At 61.1% G+C, this 24,166-nt stretch carries 20 protein-coding genes and 1 pseudogene; 5 read left to right on the forward strand and 16 right to left on the reverse strand.

Translation table 11 applies throughout. The annotated features are described in order from the left end of the window. Positions 1-32: 32 nt before the first annotated feature. Positions 33-701 carry a peptide-methionine (S)-S-oxide reductase MsrA gene (msrA, locus tag ACVWXC_RS02145; RefSeq protein ID WP_099812466.1) on the forward strand — a complete coding sequence of 223 codons (669 nt, stop codon included), beginning with the start codon at positions 33-35 and terminating at the stop codon, positions 699-701. 113 nt (positions 702-814) lie between these two features. Here msrA and cysW read toward each other — a convergent pair whose 3' ends face one another. The 10 genes from cysW to pflB all read right to left on the reverse strand — a co-directional run bounded on the left by cysW (position 815) and on the right by pflB (position 14,628). Then, complete coding sequence (cysW, locus tag ACVWXC_RS02150) at positions 815-1,654, reverse strand: sulfate ABC transporter permease subunit CysW (RefSeq protein WP_099812465.1); 840 nt, start codon at positions 1,652-1,654, stop codon at positions 815-817. Continuing rightward, a complete protein-coding gene (gene cysT / locus ACVWXC_RS02155; RefSeq protein WP_457390824.1) occupies positions 1,644-2,456 on the reverse strand; it encodes a sulfate ABC transporter permease subunit CysT in 813 nt (270 codons plus the stop codon). The genes cysW and cysT overlap by 11 nt, the downstream gene beginning before the upstream one ends. Positions 2,457-2,462: 6 nt before the next feature. Then, a complete protein-coding gene (locus tag ACVWXC_RS02160; protein WP_099812463.1) occupies positions 2,463-3,542 on the reverse strand; it encodes a sulfate/molybdate ABC transporter ATP-binding protein in 1,080 nt (359 codons plus the stop codon). A 139-nt stretch (positions 3,543-3,681) separates the two neighbouring features. Continuing rightward, positions 3,682-4,701: a sulfate ABC transporter substrate-binding protein gene (locus ACVWXC_RS02165; protein ID WP_457390906.1), complete on the reverse strand. Its 1,020-nt coding sequence runs from the start codon at positions 4,699-4,701 to the stop codon at positions 3,682-3,684. 164 nt (positions 4,702-4,865) lie between these two features. Then, positions 4,866-7,604 carry a bifunctional acetate--CoA ligase family protein/GNAT family N-acetyltransferase gene (locus tag ACVWXC_RS02170; protein WP_457390827.1) on the reverse strand — a complete coding sequence of 913 codons (2,739 nt, stop codon included), beginning with the start codon at positions 7,602-7,604 and terminating at the stop codon, positions 4,866-4,868. Positions 7,605-7,629: 25 nt separating this feature from the next. Beyond that, positions 7,630-10,260 (reverse strand): bifunctional acetaldehyde-CoA/alcohol dehydrogenase, encoded by a 2,631-nt coding sequence (gene adhE, locus ACVWXC_RS02175; RefSeq protein ID WP_099884257.1) that lies wholly within the window; start codon positions 10,258-10,260, stop codon positions 7,630-7,632. 90 nt (positions 10,261-10,350) lie between these two features. After that, the gene (locus ACVWXC_RS02180; RefSeq protein ID WP_011429381.1) at positions 10,351-10,761 is read right to left on the reverse strand and encodes an OsmC family protein; all 411 of its coding nucleotides are present in this window, start codon (positions 10,759-10,761) and stop codon (positions 10,351-10,353) included. Between the two features lie 181 nt (positions 10,762-10,942). Next, positions 10,943-11,695, reverse strand: a complete 753-nt coding sequence (gene pflA, locus ACVWXC_RS02185) for a pyruvate formate-lyase-activating protein (RefSeq protein ID WP_011429382.1) — start codon at positions 11,693-11,695, stop codon at positions 10,943-10,945. Between the two features lie 161 nt (positions 11,696-11,856). Beyond that, complete coding sequence (locus ACVWXC_RS02190; RefSeq protein WP_011429383.1) at positions 11,857-12,234, reverse strand: pentapeptide repeat-containing protein; 378 nt, start codon at positions 12,232-12,234, stop codon at positions 11,857-11,859. Positions 12,235-12,321: 87 nt separating this feature from the next. Further along, positions 12,322-14,628, reverse strand: a complete 2,307-nt coding sequence (gene pflB, locus ACVWXC_RS02195; RefSeq protein WP_457390830.1) for a formate C-acetyltransferase — start codon at positions 14,626-14,628, stop codon at positions 12,322-12,324. Between the two features lie 385 nt (positions 14,629-15,013). Between pflB and ACVWXC_RS02200 the strand changes: the two genes are divergently transcribed. Continuing rightward, entirely contained in the window at positions 15,014-16,078 is a 1,065-nt protein-coding gene (locus ACVWXC_RS02200) for a VOC family protein (protein WP_457410461.1), read from the forward strand. An 81-nt stretch (positions 16,079-16,159) separates the two neighbouring features. Here the strand turns inward: ACVWXC_RS02200 and ACVWXC_RS02205 are convergent, their stop codons facing one another. Further along, positions 16,160-16,525 (reverse strand): response regulator, encoded by a 366-nt coding sequence (locus ACVWXC_RS02205; RefSeq protein WP_011429386.1) that lies wholly within the window; start codon positions 16,523-16,525, stop codon positions 16,160-16,162. Between the two features lie 311 nt (positions 16,526-16,836). Then, on the reverse strand, positions 16,837-17,769 hold the full coding sequence (locus ACVWXC_RS02210; RefSeq protein WP_011429387.1) for an NAD(P)H-dependent glycerol-3-phosphate dehydrogenase: 933 nt from the start codon (positions 17,767-17,769) through the stop codon (positions 16,837-16,839). Positions 17,770-17,888: 119 nt separating this feature from the next. On the opposite strand from ACVWXC_RS02210, the gene ACVWXC_RS02215 reads away from it, so the two are divergent. Beyond that, entirely contained in the window at positions 17,889-18,794 is a 906-nt protein-coding gene (locus ACVWXC_RS02215; RefSeq protein ID WP_457390835.1) for an alpha/beta fold hydrolase, read from the forward strand. 78 nt (positions 18,795-18,872) lie between these two features. Continuing rightward, positions 18,873-19,262 (forward strand): glycine cleavage system protein GcvH, encoded by a 390-nt coding sequence (gene gcvH, locus ACVWXC_RS02220; protein ID WP_099812456.1) that lies wholly within the window; start codon positions 18,873-18,875, stop codon positions 19,260-19,262. A gap of 3 nt (positions 19,263-19,265) precedes the next feature. Here gcvH and ACVWXC_RS02225 read toward each other — a convergent pair whose 3' ends face one another. The 3 genes from ACVWXC_RS02225 to ACVWXC_RS02235 form a co-directional block, all read right to left on the reverse strand. Then, on the reverse strand, positions 19,266-20,147 hold the full coding sequence (locus ACVWXC_RS02225) for a diguanylate cyclase domain-containing protein (protein WP_457390838.1): 882 nt from the start codon (positions 20,145-20,147) through the stop codon (positions 19,266-19,268). Between the two features lie 139 nt (positions 20,148-20,286). After that, the gene (locus tag ACVWXC_RS02230) at positions 20,287-21,234 is read right to left on the reverse strand and encodes a UDP-glucuronic acid decarboxylase family protein (RefSeq protein ID WP_457390840.1); all 948 of its coding nucleotides are present in this window, start codon (positions 21,232-21,234) and stop codon (positions 20,287-20,289) included. Then, positions 21,231-22,661 carry a UDP-glucose dehydrogenase family protein gene (locus ACVWXC_RS02235; protein WP_457390842.1) on the reverse strand — a complete coding sequence of 477 codons (1,431 nt, stop codon included), beginning with the start codon at positions 22,659-22,661 and terminating at the stop codon, positions 21,231-21,233. The genes ACVWXC_RS02230 and ACVWXC_RS02235 overlap by 4 nt, the downstream gene beginning before the upstream one ends. Positions 22,662-22,802: 141 nt before the next feature. On the opposite strand from ACVWXC_RS02235, the gene ACVWXC_RS02240 reads away from it, so the two are divergent. Beyond that, on the forward strand, positions 22,803-23,717 hold the full coding sequence (locus ACVWXC_RS02240) for a cation diffusion facilitator family transporter (RefSeq protein ID WP_457390844.1): 915 nt from the start codon (positions 22,803-22,805) through the stop codon (positions 23,715-23,717). Between the two features lie 93 nt (positions 23,718-23,810). Here the strand turns inward: ACVWXC_RS02240 and ACVWXC_RS02245 are convergent. Further along, positions 23,811-24,161: pseudogene (locus tag ACVWXC_RS02245) on the reverse strand (metallophosphoesterase family protein); the annotation flags it as partial. Between the last annotated feature and the right edge of the window lie 5 nt (positions 24,162-24,166).

Raw genomic sequence — 24,166 nt, forward strand, 5'->3', positions numbered from 1 at the left:
ATAAGTGTTAACGAATGTATCGGGCTATCGCGATGGCGCTCTTTGGTTTTGGCAAATTGGGCAAGAAACTGACCCTGCCCACCCCGGAGGAGGCTTTGCCGGGCCGCTCCGAGCCAATGGCGATCGTCAACCGGCACTACGTCAAGGGCACGCCGCTAAAGCCCCCCTTTCCGGAGGGCATGGAGCTGGCCCTGTTCGGCATGGGCTGCTTCTGGGGAGCCGAGCGCAAGTTTTGGCAGTTGCCGGGAGTGTTCACTACTGCGGTGGGCTACGCCGGCGGGTATACTCCCAACCCAACCTATGAGGAGGTTTGCACCGGCTTGACCGGCCACAACGAGGTGGTGCGGGTGGTTTACGATCCGGCTCAAATCAGCTACCTGCAGCTTTTGAAGGTGTTTTGGGAAAACCACGATCCCACCCAAGGGATGCGGCAGGGCAATGATGTGGGCACCCAGTATCGCTCCGGCATCTACGTCTATTCCCAGGCCCAGCAGGAGCTGGCAGAAAAAACCCGCGATCTCTACCAGCAAGCCCTGAGCGCCCACGGCTACGGCCAGATCACCACTGAGATCCTGGACGCCCCAGAGTTCTACTACGCCGAAGACTACCACCAGCAATACCTGGCCAAGAATCCGCGCGGCTACTGCGGCTTGGGCGGCACCAAAGTTCCCTTGCCAGAGCTGGCTGCCGAGTCTGTTTGAGCCACACCCTGGCCGTCCCACCCTCACCCCCGGCCCCTCTCCCTGAGGGAGAGGGAAGTTAGAGCGGCGCGTTCGTGATGAGGTTGCCTAGCGATAAGGATCCCAAAGAAGGCCTAGAAGATGCGGCGGGAAGGGGATCCCCGCTCTAGCAGCTCCTTGGCCACCAGGGTCACCACTGCCAGCAAGGAGAGCACCACCGCTGCCGCATAGGCCGAGCCCGTGGCATAGCTGCGGTAGGCATCTTCCACAAACAAGGGAAGGGTCTGGGTACGGCCGATGATGTTGCCGGAGACCACGGCCACCGCCCCGAACTCCCCCATGGCGCGGGCATTGGTCAGGATGACGCCGTAGAGAAGGCCCCAGCGGATGTTGGGCAGGGTGATGCGCAAGAAGATCTGCCAGGAATTGGCCCCCAGCGTTTTGGCGGCCTCTTCCTCTTCGGTGCCGGCCTCTTCCAACACCGGCAGCACCTCCCGCACCACAAAGGGCAAAGTGATGAAAGCGGTGGCCAGCACAATGCCCGGAAAGGCAAAAATGACCCGCAGATTCCAGGATCCCAGCCAACCCTGACGGCCAAAGATCAGCACCAGCATCAGGCCGGCCACCACTGGCGAAATGGAAAAGGGCAGATCGATGAGGCTGAGCAGCAAGGCCCGCCCCGGAAAACGGCGGCGAGCCAGGGCCAAGGCGGCACAGAGGCCGAAAAGGGTATTGAGAGGCACGACAACCAAGGCAGTCAGCACCGTCAATCGGAGGGCACTGAGCAGCTCCCGCTCGGTCAGGTGCTGCAGAAAAGCTGGGATCCCTTCTCGAAACGCTTGGTAGAAGATGTTCACCACCGGGATCCCAAGCAGCAGGGCAATGTAGAGCCCGACAATGCCGATCAACAGGCCCGACAGCCAAGGGTTTGTCGATGGCTCCGGTTGGACCCCCGATATCCCGTCAGGTTTCATGGCGACTTCCCCAAGCTTGCAGAAGGTTAATCACCACCAGCGACAAGAAAGAGATCCCCAGCATCACTGTCCCGATTACCGTTACCCCGGCATAGTCGTACTGTTCCAGCCGCTGGATCACCAGCACTGCCGCGATGAGATCCCGGAAGGGGATGCTGGAGGCGATGATAACGATGGAGCCATATTCGCCCACAGCGCGGGAAAACCCCAGGGCCACCCCGGTTAAAACAGCGGGCAAAATCTGGGGCAGCACCACCCGCCAGAAGGTCTGCCAGCGGGAGGCGCCCAAACTCCAGGCCGCTTCTTCCACCTCTTGTTCCAGCTCCTGCAGCACTGGCTGCACCGTCCGCACCACAAAGGGAAAAGAGATAAACAGCATCGCCACCCCCACCCCCAAGCGAGTGAAGGCAATGCGGATCCCCAAGGGGGCCAACAGGGATCCAATCCAGCCGTTGCTGCTGTAAACCGTCGCCAGGGTGAGGCCGGCAACAGCCGTGGGCAGGGCAAAGGGCAGATCGATCAACCCCTCGAGGAGCTTTTTGCCGGGAAAGGTGTAGCGCACCAACACCCAAGCCGTCAGGGTGCCCATTACACCATTCACTAAGGCCGCCAGCAGCGCAGTTACAAAAGTAACTTCATAGGCGGAGAGGGCCACCGGATCCGTCGCGATCCGCCAAAACTCCGCCCAGCCCACGCTGCTGGACTTGGCGATCAAGGCGGCCAGCGGCAGGGCCAACATCAGGAAGAGATAGCCCAAGCTCAGCCGCCACGGCCAAGACAGTTGAAACCCAGCTTGCTGCAACTTTCCTCAAGCTCCCAGCGACATCGGACTTCGTCCCGCCGTCGCCAGCGGGGTCATGGCAGTTTTCTTGTCGTTTTTTTTGAGGGGAAAGGCCTTGACCACCTTGGGACGGACATAGACCTGCTGCCCCACCTGCAGCGGCTGGCTGGCGTATTGATCCCGGCTCAGGTGGGCCCAGAGGGATCCGCCATCGCTCAAGACCAGCTCCGCCTGGATCTCCCGCCCCAGGTGGATGATCGCTTTTACCCACGCGGGGACGCCGCTGCTATTGGGGTTGACCTCGATCTGCACATCGTGGGGGCGCAAGAAAAGCTGGTGCGGGCCGGCCTGCGCCTCGGGAAGCTGGCAAGATAACAGGGAGCGGGGAGAGAGCTCGTTAACCGGGCCGATAAAGCTCATGACAAAGGGGGTGGCCGGGTGATCGTAGATCTCGGCAGGGGATCCCACCTGCTCGATCCGCCCCTGGTTCATGACCACGATCTGGTCGGCCACCTCCATGGCCTCCTCTTGGTCGTGGGTAACCAAGACGGTGGTGACGTGCACCTTGTCGTGCAGGCGCCGCAGCCACTGGCGCAGCTCCTTGCGCACCCTGGCATCCAGCGCCCCAAAAGGCTCGTCCAAAAGCAATACCTGCGGCTCCACCGCCAAGGCGCGGGCCAGGGCCACCCGCTGCCGCTGCCCCCCCGAAAGCTGCGAGGGATAGCGATCCCCAAACCCCGACAGTTGCACCAGCTCCAACAGCTCGTCCACCCGCGCCCGGATCTCGGCCCGCGAAGCTTTGCGGATCTCCAGGCCAAAGGCAATGTTCTGCCGCACCGTCATGTGCTTAAACAGGGCGTAGTGCTGGAAGACAAAGCCGACGTTGCGCTCCTGGACGCTGGCGTGGGTGGCATCCCGCCCGGTGAGGAAAATCCGCCCCGTGTCCGGCTTTTCTAGACCAGCAATGAGGCGCAAGAGGGTGGATTTGCCCGAACCCGACGGCCCCAACAGGGCGACCAGGGATCCCGTGGGAATGGTGAGATCCGTAGGGTGGAGGGCCTGAAACTGCCCAAAACGCTTCGATACCCCTGCGATGGTGATGCCCATAGGTTCTGCCTAGCTAAGGGTTGGCCGGACGGCGTTTCTGACGAAGGAGGGAGCCTCTAATCTACGGTAAACCTGTCAACAAACCGTTGATACAGCCCCCAGGATACCCCGAACGGGGAGAGGAAGACAAGGGATCGGTCTACAACTGGGCTTGGATGCGGTCAAACAAAGCCCCGTCGGCAAAGAAGCGGTTCTGGACAGCTTCCCAGCCGCCCAGGTCGGCGACAGTCACCAGATTTTTGATGGGAGGGTAGCGCCAGGCAAACTCTTGGGCCACCGTGGGCTCCACCGGCCGAAAACCCACCTCGGCAAAGGCCCGCTGCGCCTCGGGCGTAAAGAGATAGTCTACAAAGGCTTCGGCCACGGCGCGGGTGCCCTTGCGGTCTACGTTGGCATCCACCACCGCTACCGGGTTGTCGATGGAAATGTTGGGATCCGGCACCACGTAGGGCAAGGGCTGGCCGCGCAAGCCCGCCAGGATCACCTCATGTTCGTAGGTGAGTAGGGCATCCCCCTGCCCTTTTTGGAAAAAGACATCCGTAGCCTCCCGCGAGTCCCGCGGCAGGACGCGGACGTTTTTGTAGACCTGAGTAGTGAAGGCTAGGGCCTGCGGCTCAGGGACAGCGCTCCAGAGGGCCAAAAAGTTCCAGCGGGCACCCCCTGAGGTTTTGGGGTTGGCAGTAACCACCTGCAAGCCGGGCCGAGCCAGATCCGTCCAGGAGCGGATATCGTGGGGGTTGCCCTCCCGCGTTACCATCACCACCACTGAACGGGTGACGATCCCTTGGTTGGGTGTGCGACTTTCCCAACCCGGCCGAATCAGGCCGGCAGCCACAATGCGCTCCACATCCAGGCCTAGGGCCAGGGCCACCACATCGGCATCCAGCCCCTCGATGACCGCCCGCGCTTGCGTTGCCGAGCCGGCGTAGCTGCTTTCCACCCGCACCCGTTGTCCGGTCTGGGCCAGCCAGTAGGCCTCAAAGGCAGGGATGATCTGCCGGTAGGCATCGCGGGTCACTGCAAAAGAAGCCAGAAGAATCCTCACTTCCCCGTGGGATCCCACCCCACAGCCACCTAGCCCCAGCAGAAGGAATCCCACCGCCAGCCACCGCCCCGCTCTCCCCCACCAGGCCACCGCGACGGGTGAAGGGATCCCCAATGGCTTCCCCGCTGCCCCTTCCATCTTCACCGCCATCCCCAAAAACTTCTCCACTTCTCCGTCCCTCACCCCCAACCCCTCTCCCAAAAGGCGAGGGGAGGTTGGAGGCTAAGGAACTATTCTACGGTAATCCAGTCGGCAAACCGTTTTTAGACCAGGGATCCCTAGGCGGGGCAGGGGGTGGGGGGCGCCGCGTCGGCAGCGAGATCCAGCGTGGCATTGAGGAGGCCGGGATCCTCCGGGGAGGGGAGCAACTGGAACCCTAGCCGCTTGCACAGGCGGCGCATGCCCTCGTTTTCGCTGAGCACCTCGCCGGCCAGACGCCGGATTCCTTCGCAGCGGGCCACCTGAATCAGGCGGGTCAAGAGCTCCGTGCCGATCCCCTGCCGTTGATAGGGATCCGCCACTAGCAGGGCAAACTCCGCCTCTTCGGGGAGGCCGTGTCTTTTGGAGAGGCGGCTGATGCCGAGGATTGTGGCTTCTGGCTCCTGTTTTTCCGCCACCAGGGCGATCTCGCGGTCGTAGTCGTTGAAGCAGATGCGGATTAAGCGCTCGTGGGCGATGCGGGCGCTGTATTTGATGGGGTGGAAGTAGCGCAGGTAGATGCTGTAGTCGGAGACGTGGCGATGAAACTGGATTACCAGCGGCTCGTCTTCAGGGCGGATGGGGCGGATGGTGATGCCGTCCCGGAAGGGCCAGGTGTACTGGCTGGGGTAGGGGCGGATGGCCAACGGCACCTGGGGATCCTGCTCGGTTCGCAAAATGACGCGGGCATCCAAAGCCAGCAGGCCCTCGCTGGAAGCCAGCAGCGGATTGATGTCGATCTCTTTAATCTCCCGCTGTTCGGCCACCAGTTGGCTGAAGCGCACCAAAAGCTGTTCCAGCGCTTCCAGCTTGACGGCTCGGCGCCCCCGCACCCCCTTGAGGGCCTTGTAGATGAGGGTATTCTCCATCAGGCGCCGCGCCAAGGTGGTGTTGAGGGGGGGAAGGCCGATGGCGCGATCCTGGAACACTTCCACCAATTGGCCGCCGCTGCCAAACAGCAACACCGGCCCAAACTGGGGATCCTCGCTGCTGCCCAGGATCAGCTCGTAGCCGTTGGTGGGAACCATGGGCTGCACCGTCACCCCTTGAAAGTGCTGGGATCCGGCTTTTTCGGCAACATTGGTCTGGATCTGCCGGTAGGCCCGCCGCACCGACTCGGCATCGGGCAGGTTGAGCTGCACGCCGCCCACATCGGTCTTGTGGGTGAGGGTGTGGGAGTAGAGCTTGAGCACCACCGGGTAGCCGATTTGTTCGGCGGCCTCTACAGCCGCTTCCGGGCTCTCGGCCACCCGCGTGGGCACCACCGGGATCCCGTAGGCGGCTAGGATCTCCTTGGACTCGACCTCGGTTAAGAGCGTGCGACCTTGCCGCCGGGCTTGGCTGAGGATTGGCTGCACCCTCTCGCGCTCGACCGCTGTTGCAGGGGGCAGCGCGGGGGTTTCGTAGAAGGCCTTGAGGTTGTCGCTGAAGCGCCACAGATAGCTGAACACCCGCGCCGCCTGATCCGGATAGCGGTAGGTGGGGATCCCGGCCTGGTTGAGGATCTGCTCGCCGGCATCCACCAGGGCTCCCCCCATCCAACTGGCCAGGATGGGTTGGCGAGATCCGCTGCGCCGCCAGGTCTCCACCACCTTGGCGGCCGTGGCGGTGGGATCTGTCATCGCCTGGGGGGTGAGGATCACCAGACAGCCCTGGCTGCCGGGATCCCGCAGCACGATCTCCAGCGCCTGGGCAAAGCGCTCCGGCCCGGCATCGCCCAAAACGTCGATGGGGTTGCCGTGGCTCCAGTGGGGCGGCAGGATCTGGCTGAGCTGCTCCAGCGTCTCCGGGGCAAGAGAGGCCAGGGATCCGCCGGCGCGAATGAGGGCGTCGGTGGCCAGCACCCCTGGCCCGCCGGCATTGGTGAGGATGCTGAGGTGGGGCCCTTGCGGACGGGGCTGTTTGGCCAGCACCTCCGCCATGTCGAAGAGATCTTCAATGTGATCCACCCGCAGCACGCCGCAGCGGCGGAAGGCCGCATCCAAAACCGCGTCGCTGCCGGTGAGGGATCCCGTGTGGGAGGCCGCCGCCTGGGCCGCCGCCTGGGTGCGCCCCGCCTTGATGACGATGATGGGCTTGCTCAGCGCCACCTCGCGGGCCGCCGACAAAAACGACCGCGCATCCCCGACGGATTCCATGTAGAGGACGATGCTGTGGGTATGGGGATCCTGGCCCAGGTAGTCGATGAGATCCCCCCAGCCCACATCCAGCATCGATCCCAGGGAGATAAAGGCGCTAAAGCCGACATTTTCCTGCAGGCTCCAGTCTAGGATCGAGGTGCAGAGGGCCCCGCTTTGGCTGATAAAGCCCACGTTGCCGGGCCGGGCCATCTGGGCCGCAAAGGTGGCATTTAGGCCCGTGTGGGGGTTTTGGATCCCCAGGCAGTTGGGGCCAATCAGGCGCAGCTTGCCGCGGGCAGCCTCTTGGATGGCCTTTTCCAGCTCCAGCCCCTCGGGGCCGATTTCCTTAAAGCCCGCCGAGAGGACAATAGCTCCCTTGACGCCGGCCTCGACGCATTCTTGAATAACCGCCGGCACCCCGGCTGCCGGGATGGCGATGATGGCCAGATCCACCGGCTCCGGCAAAGCAGACAGCCGCTCATAGGCCCGGATGCCCAACACCTGGTGCCGCTTGGGGTTGACCGGGTAGACCGTGCCCCCAAACGGGTGGCTGATCAGGTTCCACAAGACCGTGCGCCCAACACTGCCCTCCCGCTCTGTTGCCCCCACCACCGCCACCGAGCGGGGCAGAAAAATGGGATCTAAGGGGTGGGATCTGGCCTTCCAGATGTCGAGGCTGGGGTCAGGGCGGCGCCGCATGGGCTTACTCCTCAATGTCTGGTGACTAGGCCAACACCGGCTCCGGCTGGTGGTAGAGGGCAGCCTCCACCCGGCAGCCCCGGTAGGCCAAGACGTACAGCTCCTTCATGTCCTGAATCAGCGGGTAGCGGGGGTTGGCGCCGGTGCATTGATCATCGAAAGCCTGCTCCGCCATCGCCTCCAGACGGTCGTAGAACGCCTGCTCGCTCTCGCTGAGGGCCTCGCGGATGGTAGCCGGGATCCCTAGCTTCCGCTTGAGCTCCTCGATGGCCTCAATGAGGCGCATGACCTTTTCATCATCATTGGCTCCGCCCAACTGCAGGTAATCGGCAATCTCGGCATAGCGGTGCTTGGCGTTGGGGTAGCGGTATTGGGGGAAGATGGCCTGCTTAAAGGGGGCGTCGGTGGCGTTGTAGCGGATGACGTGGGTAATCATCAGGGCATTGGCCAGGCCGTGGGGCAGGTGGAAGGTGGATCCCAGCTTGTGGGCCAAGGAGTGGCACACCCCCAAAAAGGCGTTGGCAAAGGCCATGCCGGCAATGGTGGCGGCGTAGTGGACTTTTTCCCGCGCTTCTGGATCTTCGGCCCCCTTCTCGTAGGCCCGCGGCAGGTAGGTCATCAGCAGCTTAATCGCCTGCAGCGCCAGCCCATCGGTAAACTCGCTGGCCATCACCGAGACATAGGCTTCCAGGGCATGGGTAAGGGCATCGAGGCCGCCGTAGGCGGTTAGCTTCTTGGGCATCTTCAAAGTGAGATCCGGATCCACGATGGCCATGCTGGGGGTGAGGGCGTAGTCGGCCAGTGGGTACTTGATCCCCACCCGGTCGTCGGTGACTACGGCAAAGGGCGTCACCTCGGATCCCGTCCCGGAAGTGGTGGGGATGCAGACCAGTTGGGCTTTTTGCCCCAGCGGCGGCAGCTCGTAGACCCGCTTGCGGATGTCCATAAAGCGCGTGGCCAGGCCTTCAAACTCCACCTGCGGCTGCTCGTACATCAGCCACATCACCTTGGCCGCGTCCATCGGGGATCCGCCCCCCACGGCGATGATCACATCCGGCTGGAATTGGCGCAACTGCTCCAGGCCGCGGTTGACGTTGCTGAGGGTGGGATCCGGCTCCACGTCGTGGTAGACATCCCACTTGATCTGCAGTTCGTCCAAAACCCGGGTAACCGCCTGCAGCACGCCCAGCTCGAAGAGGGGCCTATCGGTAACCAAAAAAGCCCGTTTTTTGCCGGCCAACTCCCGCAGCGCCACCGGTAGACATCCCGGCTTGAAGTAGATCTTGGGCGGCACCCGAAACCAGAGCATATTTTCCCGCCGGTAGGCCACCGTTTTAATGTTGAGCAGGTGGCGCGGCCCCACATTGTCCGAGACCGAATTGCCCCCCCAAGTGCCACAGCCTAGGGTGAGCGAGGGATCCAGCCTGAAGTTATAGAGATCCCCAATTGCTCCCTGGGAAGAGGGGGTGTTGATCAGCACCCGCGCTGTTTGTAGGGCATTTTCAAAGTAGGCAATATCGTCCCGATTGGCGGGATCGGTATACAAAACAGAGGTGTGGCCCCGCCCCCCGAAATTGACCACTTGGACGGCCATATCGACAGCGCTGGGGAAATCCTTGGCGCGGTAGAGGGCCAAAACAGGAGCCAATTTTTCGTAGGAAAACGGCTCTTCGGGCCCCACCTTCTCCACTTCCCCAATCAGCAGCTTGCTGCCTTCGGGTACCTGGATCCCGGCCAGAGCAGCGATGGTCTGCACCGATTGGCCAACAATAGCTGGATTGAGACGGCCATCCTTGAGGAGAATGCGGCGCACCGCTTGCGTCTGTTCCGGATCCAAAAAGTAGGCCCCTCGATGGCAAAACTCCGCCTTCACCTGCTCATAAACGGCCTCCACCACGATCACCGCCTGTTCCGAGGCGCAGATCATGCCGTTGTCAAAAGTTTTGCTGAGCAAGATCGAGCTGACAGCTGTGGGAATGTCGGCGCTGGCGTCGATCACCGCCGGCGTGTTGCCCGCCCCCACACCCAGCGAGGGGTGGCCGGAGGAATAGGCCGCCTTGACCATGCCAGGGCCCCCGGTGGCCAGGATCAACTTCACCTCCGGATGTTGCATCAAAGCCTGAGACAGCTCGATGGTGGGCTCGTCGATCCAGCCGATCAACCCCACAGGCGCACCGGCTGCCTCAGCCGCCTCCTTGACCACCTTGGCCGCGGCAATGGTGCATCGTTTGGCGCGGGGGTGAGGGGAAAAGATGATGGCGTTGCGGGTTTTCAGGGTGATGAGAGCTTTGAAAATGGTTGTCGAAGTGGGGTTGGTGACTGGCACAATGCCCGCCAAAAGCCCCACCGGCTCGGCAATGCGCTCGTAGCCAAAACTCTCGTCCCGCTCGATGACGCCACAGGTTTTCTCGTGTTTGTATTTGTTGTAAATGTATTCAGAGGCAAAGTGATTTTTGATCACCTTGTCTTCCACAATCCCCATGCCGGTCTCTTCCACGGCCAGCTTGGCCAGCGGGATCCGTTCGTTGTTGGCGGCCAGGGCAGCTTTGTGAAAGATCCGATCCACCTGTTCCTGGGTGAAGGTGGCATACTCAGCCTGGGCAGCTTTTACCTGTTGGATCAGAGCTTCCAGTTCCTCGAGGTTGGTGACAGGCATAGGTGGATCCTCCAAAATTACATCCATACAGGTTAAAAGTTGAGGCAACCGTTAGAAATTGCTGCAAGACTCCATGGGCCTGCTGACCGGCTAAGCGCCAACAGGCGCGGGAACCTGGATCTCAGTGGTCATTTTTGGGGGATGGGTAAGGGTGTTGTGGATGATGCACGCATCGACTGCCTTTTCCAACCCTTTTTGGTGTTTTTCGTCGAGCGGGATCCCACTTTTCACCCGAATGCAAATGTTGTCTAGGCGGGCAGGGTGCTCGACTTTATCTGCGGTAACAACCACTTCCAGCCCTTTGGGATCCAACTGCCGCGCTTCCAAATACTTGACGGCATAGAACCCCACACAAGCACCCAAAGAGGCCAAAAACCACTCCGGCGGCGTCATTCCCTGATCTTGGCCGTGGTTGTCCAAAGGCTGATCGCTGAGGATGCGATGGCCGCGGCTTTGGGCTTGAAATTGAACGCCATTTTGGTAGGTTACGCGCACTTCCACCGGGGATCCCTCCTCATTTTTGGAGCTACCAGAGTTGGCAAGCTGCTAGACTATTGGGTTCAACTAAGTTCAACTTAGCATTACCTTGGAGACAGCCTAAGGACTTTAGAGATGACTTTGGGATCAGGCTGGCTCAAGTCAGAATTGGCTCTAGTTTTGTTGCTGTCGCTCCAGCGATAAACTAAACTGCCACCAATCCCCGCTCGCGAAAGATCTGCAAAGCGTGGTTGATCTGTTCAGGAGTAGGCGGCTGAACATCGCTGAGGGTATAGGGCAATCCCAACTGCTGCCATTTGTATTCCCCCATCTTGTGAAAGGGCAAAACTTCCACCCGCTCCACGTTGGAGAGCGTGGCCACAAACTCGGCCAAGCCCTTGATGTTTTCCTCGGGATCTGTTAGCCCGGGAACCAGCACAAAACGAATCCAGGTGGGCTTGTGAATCTGATCCAAATAGCGAGCCAGATCGAGAGTGGGCTGCAGCGAAACGCCGGTAACTTTGCGATAGAGCTCCGGCAGATAGGACTTGATATCCAGTAGCACCAAGTCTGTATGGGCCAACACCGGCTTGGCCACGCCCAAGGGCGCATAGCCGGAAGTATCTAGAGCCGTGTGCAAGTCCAGCTCATGGCAGCGGCGGAAAATCTCCGCCACAAAGTTGGGCTGCATCAACGGTTCCCCCCCGCTGGCCGTGACTCCCCCGCCCTTGAGGTAGTAGTTGCGGCAGCGCTGGATCTCCGCCATGAGGGAATCCACCGTCACCACCTGGCCGGCATTGGGATCCCGACAGTCGGGATTGTGGCAGTACAGACAGCGCAGAGGACAGCCCTGCAGAAAGATAACAAAGCGGATCCCTGGCCCATCTACCGTGCCACAGGTCTCGACCGAGTGAATGCGGCCGGTTATCGGCGTCAAGGGGTTGAGCGGGGTATCCATACTTCTATCCTCAACAGCTTTTGCAAAATATCAATTAATCTTGAGGTTTTCTTCCCAATTGCTGTCTATGCTGCGCACACCATGGTTTTGTCTCTTTTGAGATTTGGGCTTTACCCGAACTGGGTTTTGCTTAACAGTTGACAACCCCTGGAAAGACCCCCCTACTGGGAAACACCTGCCGAGATGTTGTGCAGGCGATGGGCTTTGGGATCAAAGCCCGCCGGGAAATGGGTATAGGCATCGTAATCGGCGTGATCCAGCAAAGCCCCCTCCAAGAGGGCACCGCGGAAATCGCTGCCGAAAAGCAGGCATCCCCGCAGATCCGCTCCCGATAGGTTGGCGCCGGTGAAATCGGCAAAGCTGAGGTCACACCCCCGCAGGTTGGCGCCTGCCAGGTTGGCCCCTCTGAAATCAGCAGAGCGCAGGTCGGCACCGGCTAGGTGGATGCCCCGCAAGTCGGCCTGGGGCAGCTCGATCTCCTGGAAATCGCGCCGTCCCGCCGCGTAGTCTCTAACCAAGTCCAAAACGCTATAGCTCATCGAACCTCCTTGCTTGGGGAGGGGGGATCCCTTCCCTCGACCCTGCTACGGGCAGCCTTCCGGGATCCCCCACTCCGCCGTTTTCCGTTAGAAGTGTTGGTGGAAGGTGCGGTTAATCACATCCAGTTGTTGCTCGCGGGTGAGCTTGATGAAGTTCACCGCGTAGCCAGACACTCGGATGGTGAGCTGGGGATAGAGCTCGGGGTGCTCCATGGCCTGCAGCAGGGTCTCGCGGTTAAGGACGTTGACGTTGAGGTGAAAGCCGCCATCCCGCATGTAGCCGTCCAGCAGCCCCACCAGGTTGGCAACCCGCTCCTCGGCGGTGCGACCTAGGGCCGCCGGCACAATCGAGAAGGTGTTGGAGATGCCATCCAGGGCGTCGTCGTAGGGCAGCTTGGCCACCGAAGCCAGCGAGGCCACCGCCCCCTTGGTGTCCCGGCCGTGCATGGGGTTGGCCCCCGGCGCAAAGGGCTCGCCGGCCCGCCGCCCATCGGGGGTGTTGCCGGTTTTTTTGCCGTAGACCACGTTGGAGGTGATGGTGAGGATGGACTGGGTGGGGATGGCGTTGCGGTAGGTCTTGTGCTTGCGCAGCTCCGCCATGAAGGTCTGCACCAACTGCACCGCCATCTGGTCAACCCGGTCGTCGTTGTTGCCGTATTTGGGGAAGTCCCCCTCCACCGCGTAATCCACCACTAGGCCGCGCTCGTCCCGGATAGCCCGCACCCGCGCGTACTTGATGGCCGAGAGGGAATCCGCCACCACCGACAGGCCGGCCAGGCCAAAGGCCATGGTGCGCAGCACGTCCCGGTCGTGCAGGGCCATCTCCAGGCGCTCGTAGCAGTACTTGTCGTGCATGTAGTGGATGATGTTCATGGTGTTGACGTAGGTCTTGGCCAGCCAGGCCATCATCTGCGCCATGCGCGGCCACACCTCGTCGTAGTCCAGGACATCGGCGGTGATGGGGGCGAAAGCAGGAGCCACCTGCTCGCCGGAGATCTCATCCCGACCGCCGTTGATGGCATAGAGCAGGCACTTGGCCAAGTTCACCCGCGCTCCAAAAAACTGCATCTGCTTGCCGATGCGCATGGCCGACACACAGCAGGCGATGCCGTAGTCATCCCCCCAGTAGGGGCGCATCAAGTCGTCGTTTTCGTACTGGATGGAGCTGGTTTCGATGGAGACCTTGGCGCAGTAGCGCTTGAAAGCTTCCGGCAGCCGCTCCGACCAGAGCACGGTCAAGTTGGGCTCCGGCGCCGGCCCAAGGTTGTAGAGGGTATGCAGCATGCGGAAGCTGGTCTTGGTCACCAAAGGCCGCCCATCTAGCCCCATGCCGCCGATGCACTCGGTTACCCAGGTGGGATCCCCGCTAAAGAGCTCGTTGTACTCCGGCGTGCGCAAAAACCTGACCATGCGCAGCTTCATGACAAAGTGGTCGATGAGCTCTTGGGCCTCTTCCTCGGTGAGGATCCCGGCCTGCAGATCCCGCTCGATGTAGATGTCTAGGAACGTGGAGACCCGCCCCAGGGACATGGCAGCGCCATTTTGCTCTTTGACGGCTGCCAGGTAGGCCAGGTACAGCCACTGGATGGCCTCGCGGGCGTTGCTGGCCGGACGGCCCAGGTCAAAGCCGTAGCTGGCCCCCATTTCCTTGAGCTCGTGTAGGGCTTTGATCTGCTCCGAGAGCTCCTCCCGCAGGCGGATGGTTTCTTCATCCATCGTGTCCAGGTCGAGGCTGGCTTTTTGCGCCTCCTTGTCCTCAATCAGCCGATCCACCCCATAGAGGGCCACCCGCCGGTAGTCGCCGATGATGCGGCCCCGCCCATAGGCGTCCGGCAAGCCCGTGATGATGCCAGAGCGGCGGCAGCGGCGCATCTCCTCCGTGTAGGCGTCGAAAACCCCGTCGTTGTGGGTCTTGCGGTACTTGGTAAAGATTTCCTTAACCTTTGGATCCAGCTCGTAGCCGTAGGCCTTGAGGGCCGTCTCCACCATGCGGATGCCGCCGAACGGCATAATGGCCCGCTTCAGGGGCTTGTCGGTCTGTAGGCCTACAATTTGCTCCAGCTCCCGGTCGATATAGCCCGGCGGGTGGCTGGTGATGCTGGAAGGAAGGTCCGTGTCGGCATCCAAAACCCCCCGCTCCCGCTCCAGCGCCATCAAATCCTTAACCTTGGCCCACAGCCGCTGCGTGCGTTCGCTGGCCGGCGCCAAGAAGCTTTCGTCGCCGGTGTAGGGAGTGTAATTGCGCTGAATAAAATCTCGGACATCAATGCAGCGTTGCCACCGTCCCGGCAGAAAATCTCTCCCAATCGTTTGATCGGATACTTTGCGTTCTGTGGTTTTTTGGGCCTTCGATTCTGTAGATAAAGCTACAGAACGCTGCGCGCTTGCTATCATAACAATCCTCCCGGCTATTACGCCTAACAACTCCGCCAATAGGCTGGCGACAGGGCGAGGCGACGCCTCAGCAGCTGCCAAAAGCTACAACAATCTTTGCAAAAGGGAAGGTCTAGCCACTCACTTGAGGGAGAGCTTTTAGCAACTCTGCTGTTTCTTTTTTTAGATGTTGGCCCTACACCTCGCCCACTTCAATTTTAGTCTCTTGCCCTGGGAAGATGTTTTTGTGGGCGCATTTTTAACCGTGTTTTTTAATGTTGTCTTAAGAGTTTGCTGGAAAGAGTTTTGACCTTTTCCCTCGCCGAAGGGCCGACCTATGCTGAGGTAGGGCAGCCCCGGTTGCCCCACCAGAAGACCTGGTGTTCGCGTTAGCAGTGCGTTTTCTATGAAGTTTTCTATGAACCCGTCCATTCGAATTGTCCAAGGGATCCACCACCTGCACTTCTACCTTTGGGATCTGCCCCGTTGGCGGGAACACTTTTGTCGGGTTTGGGGCTTCCGGGTGGCAAGCGACGCCGGCAACACCCTGGAGCTGGAGCAGGGATCCCTGCGCTTGCGCCTGTCTCAGCCGGCACGGGCGGGGGACGAGGTGGACCGCCATTTGCAGCGGCATGGGCCGGGGGTGGTGGATGTGGCCTTGGCGGTGGGAGAGCAGGAGCTACCGGCCTTGGCGGAGCTGTTGCGGGGCCGAGGCGCCCAACTGGCGTGGATCCCGGCAGCAGCGGCGCTCTGCCTCCACACCCCCTACGGGATCCGGCATTCTCTGATCCCTGGCCCCTTGGATGCCGCCCCTGCCGAAGCGGGCCTGTTTTCCCACTGGGATCACGTGGTGTTGAACGTGGAGCAGGGATCCCTGCAGGCGGCAGCCGACTGGTATGGGCGGGTGCTGGGCTGGCGGCGGCTGTACCGCTACAGCATCGGCACCGCCACCTCCGGCCTGGAAAGCGTGGTGGTGGGGGATCCGGAAGCGGGGATCCAATGGGCCATCAACGAGCCCACCTGTGCCGCTTCCCAGATTCAGGAGTTTTTGCATGCCCATGGCGGCCCGGGCATTCAGCACGCGGCGCTGCACAGCTCAGACATTGTTGCCAGCCTGCGCCGGTTGCGGCAGGGGGGAGTGGACTTTTTGCAAGTGGCGCCGCAGTACTACACCAGCCTGGAAAGGGAGCTGGGGTTGGCGCTCCGTTCTGCCCTTGGGCAGGCCATCTCCTGGCAAGACCTGGTGGAGCAGCAGATCCTTCTGGATGCTACCCTGCCCGCTTCTGATGGCCAGGATCGCCCCCTTCTGCTGCAGACCTTTACCCAGCCCCTCTTTGGTCGGCCCACCTTTTTCTTTGAAGTCATTCAACGGCTAGGCGGGGCCACGGGCTTTGGCGAGGCCAATTTTCAGGGTTTGTTCGAGGCCCTGGAACGGCAACAGCGACAGCGACACCAGGCGCTGACCCCTTAGCTACAGCCGGCAGGGATCCGGAAAACTTTTCTCGGTTCCCTGGAAGTTTTATCCCAATAGTAAATGGCTATAGCTAAGAGTTCAGAGCAGTTGGGCGGCGATTGCTCTCAACAGGTGATTTTGGTCGATGGGCTTGGTTAAGTAGGCATTAGAGCCAAGCCGCAGCCCTTCTTCCATGTCTTCTCGGCTGGTTTTCGAGGAGAGAAAGACAAAGGGGATGTGGGCAGTGGACCGACCCCATCTCACAGCATCTAACACTCCATAGCCGTTCAGCTTGGGCATGACCACATCGCACAACACCAAATCCGGCAGGAGAGCGTGCACCATCTGTAATCCTTCCTCCCCATCGCTGGCCGCGACAGTGTCGTACCCAGCTCGTTGCAACACTTTCTGCAAATAGGTGCGGATGGCGGGTTCGTCTTCAATCACCAAGATGCGTTTGGACATGTGGCTTCGTAAAAAAGCAAACAAGAAACCCCCAATCCCTTGGGCTGGCCGTCGGCTTCCTGGAACAACCGAGAGCCGAGTTGATGCGGGAACGAACAGGGAAGCTACAGAGACAGCATAGAAAAACTCTGGGGAAAAAAGCTCCGCCAAATGGCTCATTCTGGTACCCTAACCCTCTGCAAAAATCCTGATACGGTGCAGAACCCCTTTCCTCATCCGCGGATTTGCGGCTATGGTCATTTCAAATAGCAATGCAACGTTTATCCCTAACTCCCCTCTCCCAGAGGGAGAGGGGCAGGGGGGTGAGGGTCTTATTCCGAGGTGAGTTGTCGCTCCATCAGCCTGGCCAGGGCAGCAGTGGGGGTGGTCTGTCCTTGCAACAACCGATGCACCTCCTGGGTGATAGGCACCCGGATGTTGTGTTGGGCAGCGATCTTGACCACGACAGGAGCGGTGTAAACTCCTTCGGCAGTGCCCTCGATTTCAGCCAGAACCTGGGACAAAGGCCTACCTTGGCCCAACCCGTAGCCCACCTGGTAGTTGCGGCTCAGAGGACTGTGACAGGTGGCCAGCAGATCCCCCAGGCCTGAGAGGCCGTTGAAGGTCTCAGGCCGCGCCCCTAAGCGGGATCCCACCCGGATCATCTCTGCCAAGCCGCGGGTAACCAGGGCAGCCCGAGCATTGGTGCCCAGGTGCAGCGCATCACACACCCCCACGGCGATGGCGATAACATTTTTCAGGATGCCTCCCAGCTCCACCCCCAGCGGATCGCTGCTGGTGTAGAGGCGAAAGCGCTCTGAAGCCAGGGCATGCTGCACCTGCACGGCTGCCCAGAGATCCCGGCTGGCTACCACTGCTGCTGCCGGCAAACCCTGGCGGATCTCGGCGGAAAGGTTAGGCCCGGAGAGCACCACCAACGGCTGGTTGGGGAAGGCAGCCCCCCAGATTTGGGCAGGAGTCAAAAGTTGGAGCGGATCCAGTCCCTTAGTGGCTGAGACCAAAATAACCTGCGGTGGGATCCCCACCTGGCGCACAACCTCGGCCACGGGGCGCACCCCTGCCATCGAGACTGCCGAGATGAGGATTTGGGATCCCTGGAGCACCTCTTTGAGATCCAGATCTTTGCGCCGGTCCCAAACCTGCACTCGGTGCCCCTGGGCCTGGGCCAGCAGAGCCAGCGTACTTCCCCAGGCTCCCGCCCCTAGAATGGCGATCTTCTGGGGGGATGTTGTGTTAGTTTTCATCTGACCTTTGCAGCCGCAGCTTCTCTCCCAGGATGCCTTAAACTCCCCGTTAGCAAGAGAGCGACAAAGGTTAGTATGGTTGGATACCAAATCATGGGTTCGGCCAAAGAGCAGACGAGATGACAGAAGCAGGGATCCGACGCCTTCCTGCTGAGGTAGCCGCCAAGATGGGGAGCTGGCGGCACGGCTATGCCCTCACCAATGGTATTCAACTGCACTACGTCACCCAGGGGGAAGGGGAGCTGGCCATCTTGCTGCATGGTTTCCCGGAGTTTTGGTACTCCTGGCGGCACCAGATCCCGGTGTTGGCGCAGCGGTTTTGCGTGGTGGCCCCCGATCTACGCGGCTACAACGATTCCGACAAGCCGGATCACGGCTACGACCTAGATACCCTCACGGCGGATGTCCGCGGCCTCCTGGATCACTTTGGGGCCAAGAGGGCGGTAGTGGTGGCCCACAACTGGGGAGGGGCTATTGCTTGGCACTGGGCGCAACTTTTTCCCCAGGAGATCCGCAAGCTGGCCGTGCTCAACTCTCCTCACCCCGCTTGCTTTCGCCGGGAGTTCTTGACCAATTTGGACCAGATGCGCCGCAGTTGGTACCTGTTTTTCTTCCAGTTGCCCTGGCTGCCGGAGTGGGTGCTCCAGTGGAACTTGGGCGATTGGGTGCAGCGCATCTTCCGAGAGACCTCGGTGCGCAAGAGTGCCTTCACCCGACACGACCTGAAGATCTACCAAGAGGCTCTCGCCAAACCCAAGGTGCTCACCTCTGCCCTTAACTACTACCGCCACCTGTTTAGCCTGCCCACTCTGCAGAACCTGTTTTTGCAGCCCCTGCGGCCGATCTTCGCCCCCACCCTGCTCATCTGGGGAGAAGAAGACTTTGCCCTTAGCCGCGAGCTGACCGAGGGAATGGATCCCTTTTTCCCCAACGGCATTCGCAAAGAATACATCCCCGAGTGCGGCCACTGGGCGCAGCAGGAGGCGCCGCAAACCGTGAATCGGCTGCTGATGGAGTTCCTCTAGGTGTCAAGTTGGGAGAGCTTTACCAGCCCCAGGGGTTCACCCTAGAATAATCCACTGAATTCTAGCAGGGGAAACGGCATGGCCCTGGAGTATCCGCCCCATCTGCGCTATGTGGACACCCACGAGTACATCCGCGTTGAGGATGACATTGCGGTGATTGGGATCACGGCTTATGCCGTCGATCAGCTCGGAGATATTGTCTTTGTCGGCCTGCCCGAGGAAGGAACAGAGATTGAAAAGGGCGAAAGCTTTGGCTCGGTGGAATCCGTTAAGGCGGTCGAGGATCTCTATGCCCCTGTTTCGGGGGAAGTGGTGGCAGTGAACAAAGCAGTGGTGGACAGCCCAGAGAGCATTGCCGACGATCCCTATGGCGATGGCTGGCTGATCAAGGTGCGCATGACCAACCCGGAAGATCTCGACGACACGATGAGCGCCGAGGCCTACGCCAGCTTGGTAGAAGGATCCTAAGACCTACAGCAACACTTCCCGGCTGCCCCCCTGCCTTTTGGCCTGGTAGAGGGCTTGGTCGGCTGCCGCTAGGAAGCTTTGTGCAGAAGTCTCTGCTGGAAGCCGGAGCAAAGAGGCGACACCGATGCTACAGGTGAGGGGAATTCCCCCCTCTAGGGGAAGGGATTGGACGGCCTGCTGCAGGCGCCCGGCCAACTGCAGGATCTGAGAGTCTGGGATCCCGCGCACCAGGAGAGCAAATTCGTCGCCCCCCATGCGGGCCAGCAGATCCTCTTGGCGAACCTGGTCCTGCAGTTGGCGGGCCACCTGGATCAGGGCTTGATCCCCGGCCAAATGCCCCCAGCGGTCGTTGATGAGCTTGAAGTTGTCCAAGTCCAGGTAAAGCAAGTGGAGGGGAAAGCTATGGCGGCGGGCAAAGGCCATCTCCCTCTGCAGGTGCTCTAGGAAAAACCGACGGTTGTGCAGCCCCGTGAGCGGGTCGTAGAGAGCGGCGGCAGCGACCTGGAAAAAGAAAGCCTCCGCCAGCCGGTCATAGTAGGCAAACTGCAGCAGGCTATTTCCCACCTGGATGCGATCCCTATCGGCCAAGGGAAGGCGAGTTACCCTCTGCCAGTTGACATAGGTACCGTTGAGGCTGCCTAGGTCGGTGAGGATGTAGGTTCCCCCTTCTCTCTCCAGCCGACAGTGCTGCCGAGAAACGGCGTGATCCCAGAGCTGAATGTCAGCCTGGGAGCTGCGCCCCACTACCGCTGTTTCCCCCAAGGGAAAGGTCATGCCCATATTGGCCCCCCAGAGCACGGTCAAAAAGGCGCCCACAGGCTCTCTCTCCACTCCCAGCCCATAGCACTCCAGGGAGATGCAGGTGGTCGGCTCTTCGAGAGACAAAGGGTAAGTATCCAAAGTTACAGGGATCCCACCTAGGCAGAGGTTATGGAAGGCTTAAGACGGCCTCTCTCCGTATTATGACGGTTTTGTCGAGCTCTGCCCACCCTCCTGCCTGCCCCGCCAGGACAAGAGGGATCCTCTACTCCAGGCCCAGCCGGCGGCGAAAGTAGGGGATAGTCAGCTCCAGGCCAAGCTGCAGAGGAATCTGGGGATCCCAGCCCAGCAGGGCGCGGGCCTTGCCGATATCGGGCCGGCGCTGCTTGGGATCATCTGTGGGCAGAGGCCGGTGGACGATGGGAGAAGAGCTGCCGGTGAGGGCCAAAACCTGCCGAGCCAACTCTAGAATGGTGACCTCCTGCGGGTTGCCCAGGTTAAAGGGGCCGGGATAAGGGCTGTTCATCAGGCGCACCAGGCCCTCGATGAGGTCGGAGATGTAGCAGAAGCTACGGGTCTGGGATCCATCGCCATAGACGGTGAGGGGATCGCCGCGCAGCGCCTGGACGATGAAGTTGCTGACCACACGGCCATCGTCTTCCCGCATGGCCGGGCCATAGGTGTTGAAGATGCGGGCCACGCGGATCTCGGTTTGGTGTTGCCGCTGCCAGTCAAAGGTCAGGGTTTCGGCCAGGCGCTTGGACTCGTCGTAGCAGGCCCGCGGGCCGATGGGGTTGACATGGCCCCAGTAGTCCTCCGGCTGGGGGTGCACCTGGGGATCCCCGTACACTTCTGAAGTGGAGGCCAGCAGGAACCTGGCCCCCGTTTTCTGGGCCAGCTCCAGCAGGTGGTAGGTGCCCCAGACGCCGGTGCGGATGGTGCGGATGGGATCCGCCTGGTAGTGGGGCAGCGAGGCGGGACAGGCCAGGTGGTAGATTTGCTCAATTCCCGCTTTCTCCAGCTCCGGCGGCAGCGGCTCGGCCACGTCGTGCCACAGCAAGGTCAAGGCAGGGTTGTTGCGGTGGGCCTGCAGGTTCTCCTCCCGCCCCGTGTAGCCGTTGTCGAGGCAGATCACCGTGTGGCCCTCCTGCAGCAGACGGCTGACCAGATGGGAGCCGATAAACCCCAAACCACCCGTAACCAGGATCTTCACCAGCCCACTCCAATCAGGGTAATGCCCGCCTGCTGAACGGCCTGCCGGTCAAGGCAGTTGCGGCCGTCGAGGATGAGGGGCCGCCGCATCAGCTCGGCAAGGCGCCGGTAATCCAGCGACAAAAACTCCGGCCACTCGGTCACCAGCACCAGGGCGTCGCAATCCTGGGCCAGGCGGAACACGTCCGTTTCCACCACCACATGGGCTAGGCCCTCCCGCATTCCCGAAGCCGAGACAATGGGATCATAGGCTTTTACCTTGGCCCCCAGGCGGTGGAGCTGCTCAATTAAGGTTAGAGACGGCGCATCCCGCAGGTCGTCAGTGTGGGGCTTGAAGGTGAGGCCCAAAAGGCCAATGGTCTTGCCCTTAAGCACCTTAAGGGCCTGCTGCAGCTTTTCCACCAAGCGCTGCCGCTGCTCACGGTTGACCTCGACAGTAGCCCGCAACAGCTTGGCCTCGTAGCCGTAGTCAGCCGCCGTCTGGATCAAAGCGGCCAGATCCTTGGGGAAGCAGCTCCCCCCCCAGCCTATGCCGGCGTTGAGGAAGGCGCGGCCAATGCGCTTATCGAGGCCAATCCCTTCGGCCACCTGGAGGATGTCGGCGCCGGTGCGCTCGCAGATATTGGCAATCTCGTTGATGAAGCTGATCTTAGTGGCTAGGAAGGCGTTGGCGGCATATTTGATCATCTCGGCGGAGGCCAGGTCGGTGACCAGCAAGGGCACGGGATCCCCGCCCAAGCCTTGCTGGCGGCTAAGGATGGGCTCGTAAAGTTGCCGCAGGATCTCGATGGCCCGGGGGCTGTTGGAGCCAATCACGATGCGGTCGGGGTAAAAGGTATCGTGGATGGCGCTGCCCTCCCGCAGAAACTCGGGGTTGCTCACCACGTCGAAGGGCGGCACCCAGGGAGACCTGTCCAAGGTAGCCAGGGAGGAGGGGGTGGGATCCCCGCCCGCTATGGCCATCTTCTGTTTTTCTGCCTGGCTGCCTAGCCGCTGCTTGGCGGCCTCGGCCGCCCCGTCCAGAATAAGCATGCGCACCCAGTCGCCGGAGCCGATGGGGGTAGTAGACTTGTTAACAATAACCCGGTAGCGGTCGTCTAGGTGCTGGCCGATCTCCCGCGCTACAGCCTCTACGTAGCGCAGGTCTGGCTCGCCGCTGGGCAAAGCCGGGGTGCCCACGGCAATGAAGATCACTTCGCTGGCCTTCACCCCCAGGCCCAGGTCGGTGGTAAAGTGCAGCCGGCCAGCCTCGGCGCCTTCCCGCACCAGCTCTTCCAGGCCGGGCTCGTAGATGGGCAGACGACCTCGCTGCAGGTTTTCGATTTTGACAGGGTTGTTGTCTATACAAATAACGCTGTGGCCCAGGTGGGCCAGACAGGCGCCGGTTACCAACCCCACATAGCCAGCTCCCACGACCGCCATGTCCATGGCCGCCTCCCCCTCGCGTCGGTGCTTGGTTCTAAAATACCCCGCCGGCCCGCATTTCCTATCCCCTCGAAGAAGGTCGGCCCCTAGGGGGAGTCGGTGGCAAAATAAAGCTGAACCGGCTTGGTCTGAGGCTCCCCAGCGGTGAGCTTCCCCGATTCTGCCGCCATAGCCAGCCGCCGTCAGCGCCAGGTGCAGAGGGTGCTGTACGTTACGTTGGGGCTAAATAGCCTGGTGTTTGCCATCAAGTTAACCCTGGGGCTGGCGACGGGATCCCTAAGCTTGGTGGCCGATGCCCTGCACAGTGTTACCGACAGCGCCAGCAACCTCCTTGCCCTGGTGGCGGTCCACTTTTCCTCGCCAGAGCCGGATGAGGAACATCCCTATGGCCGCAGCAAGTTTGAGGCAATCGGTGCCCTGGGGATCGCTGCCCTTTTGGCCATGGCTAGCTTCGAGATCCTCAGCGCAGCGGTGGGACGGTTTTTTGCACCCCAGCCGCCGCAGCTCCGGATCGAGGGGTTGACCTTGACGCTGATGCTGGGCGTGCTGGGGATCAACCTCTTCGTGGCCGTCTATGAACGTTTCTGGGGCAGGGCGCTGGCCAGCTCGCTGCTCTTGGCCGATGCCCGCCATACCCTCAGCGATGTCTGGGTAACCCTGACGGTATTGCTGGGTCTGGCCGGGATCCACTTCTGGGGGATCCCTTGGCTGGACCAGGTGCTGGCGGTGCCGGTGGGGCTGCTGGTGTTCTGGAGCGGCTGGGAAGTGCTGCGGGAAAACGTTCCCTTCTTAACCGACCGGGTGGCTATCCCCCCCAAAACCTTGCGGGAGCTGGTTCTCAGCCTGCCCGGGATCCTCGACTGCCACGACATCACCTCCCGCGGCATCCCGGGGCAGATGATCTTTATCGAAATGCACATGGTGGTGGAGCCGCTGGATGTGGAGTCGGCCCATCGCCTTACCGAAGCGGTGGAGCAACTGCTGCAGCAGCGCTACGGGCCGGTGCGCGTCACCATCCACCTGGAGCCCTACTCCCACATCGAGGGATCCCGTTCCTAGCCACAATGGGCCTTGCATTCCTTGCTCTGCGTGGGTTTAATGGGGGTAGATTTCCCCCTTCGGGGGGGTTCCTAGAAAGTGGAAAGAAAGTGGAAAGAAAGTGGAAAGCCCGTCCTCATAGCCAAAAGCTCGGTAGTAGCGGGGAAACTCTGCCAATGCCTCGGGCTGGGGCACGTCGTGGTTGCCGGGCACCACAAAAGCCGGAAAAGGTAAACGGGCCAGCCGCTCTGCCAACCAAGCGTGGTTTTCTGGCTCCCCGTGCTGGGTCAGATCCCTCGGCAGCAGCAAAAAATCCAAGAGCAACTGCATCCGGTGTTGCAAAACCTGCTCCAGAGCCGGGATGCTTAGCTTCACCAAATGAAACCGGTTGAGATGATCCCAAAGGACAGATCCGGCGCAAGGCCCGATTGCCCCTGGGGGGATTCCGGTCTTTTGGCAGAGGATCTCCG

This window comes from Thermostichus sp. OS-CIW-20 (assembly GCF_054061455.1).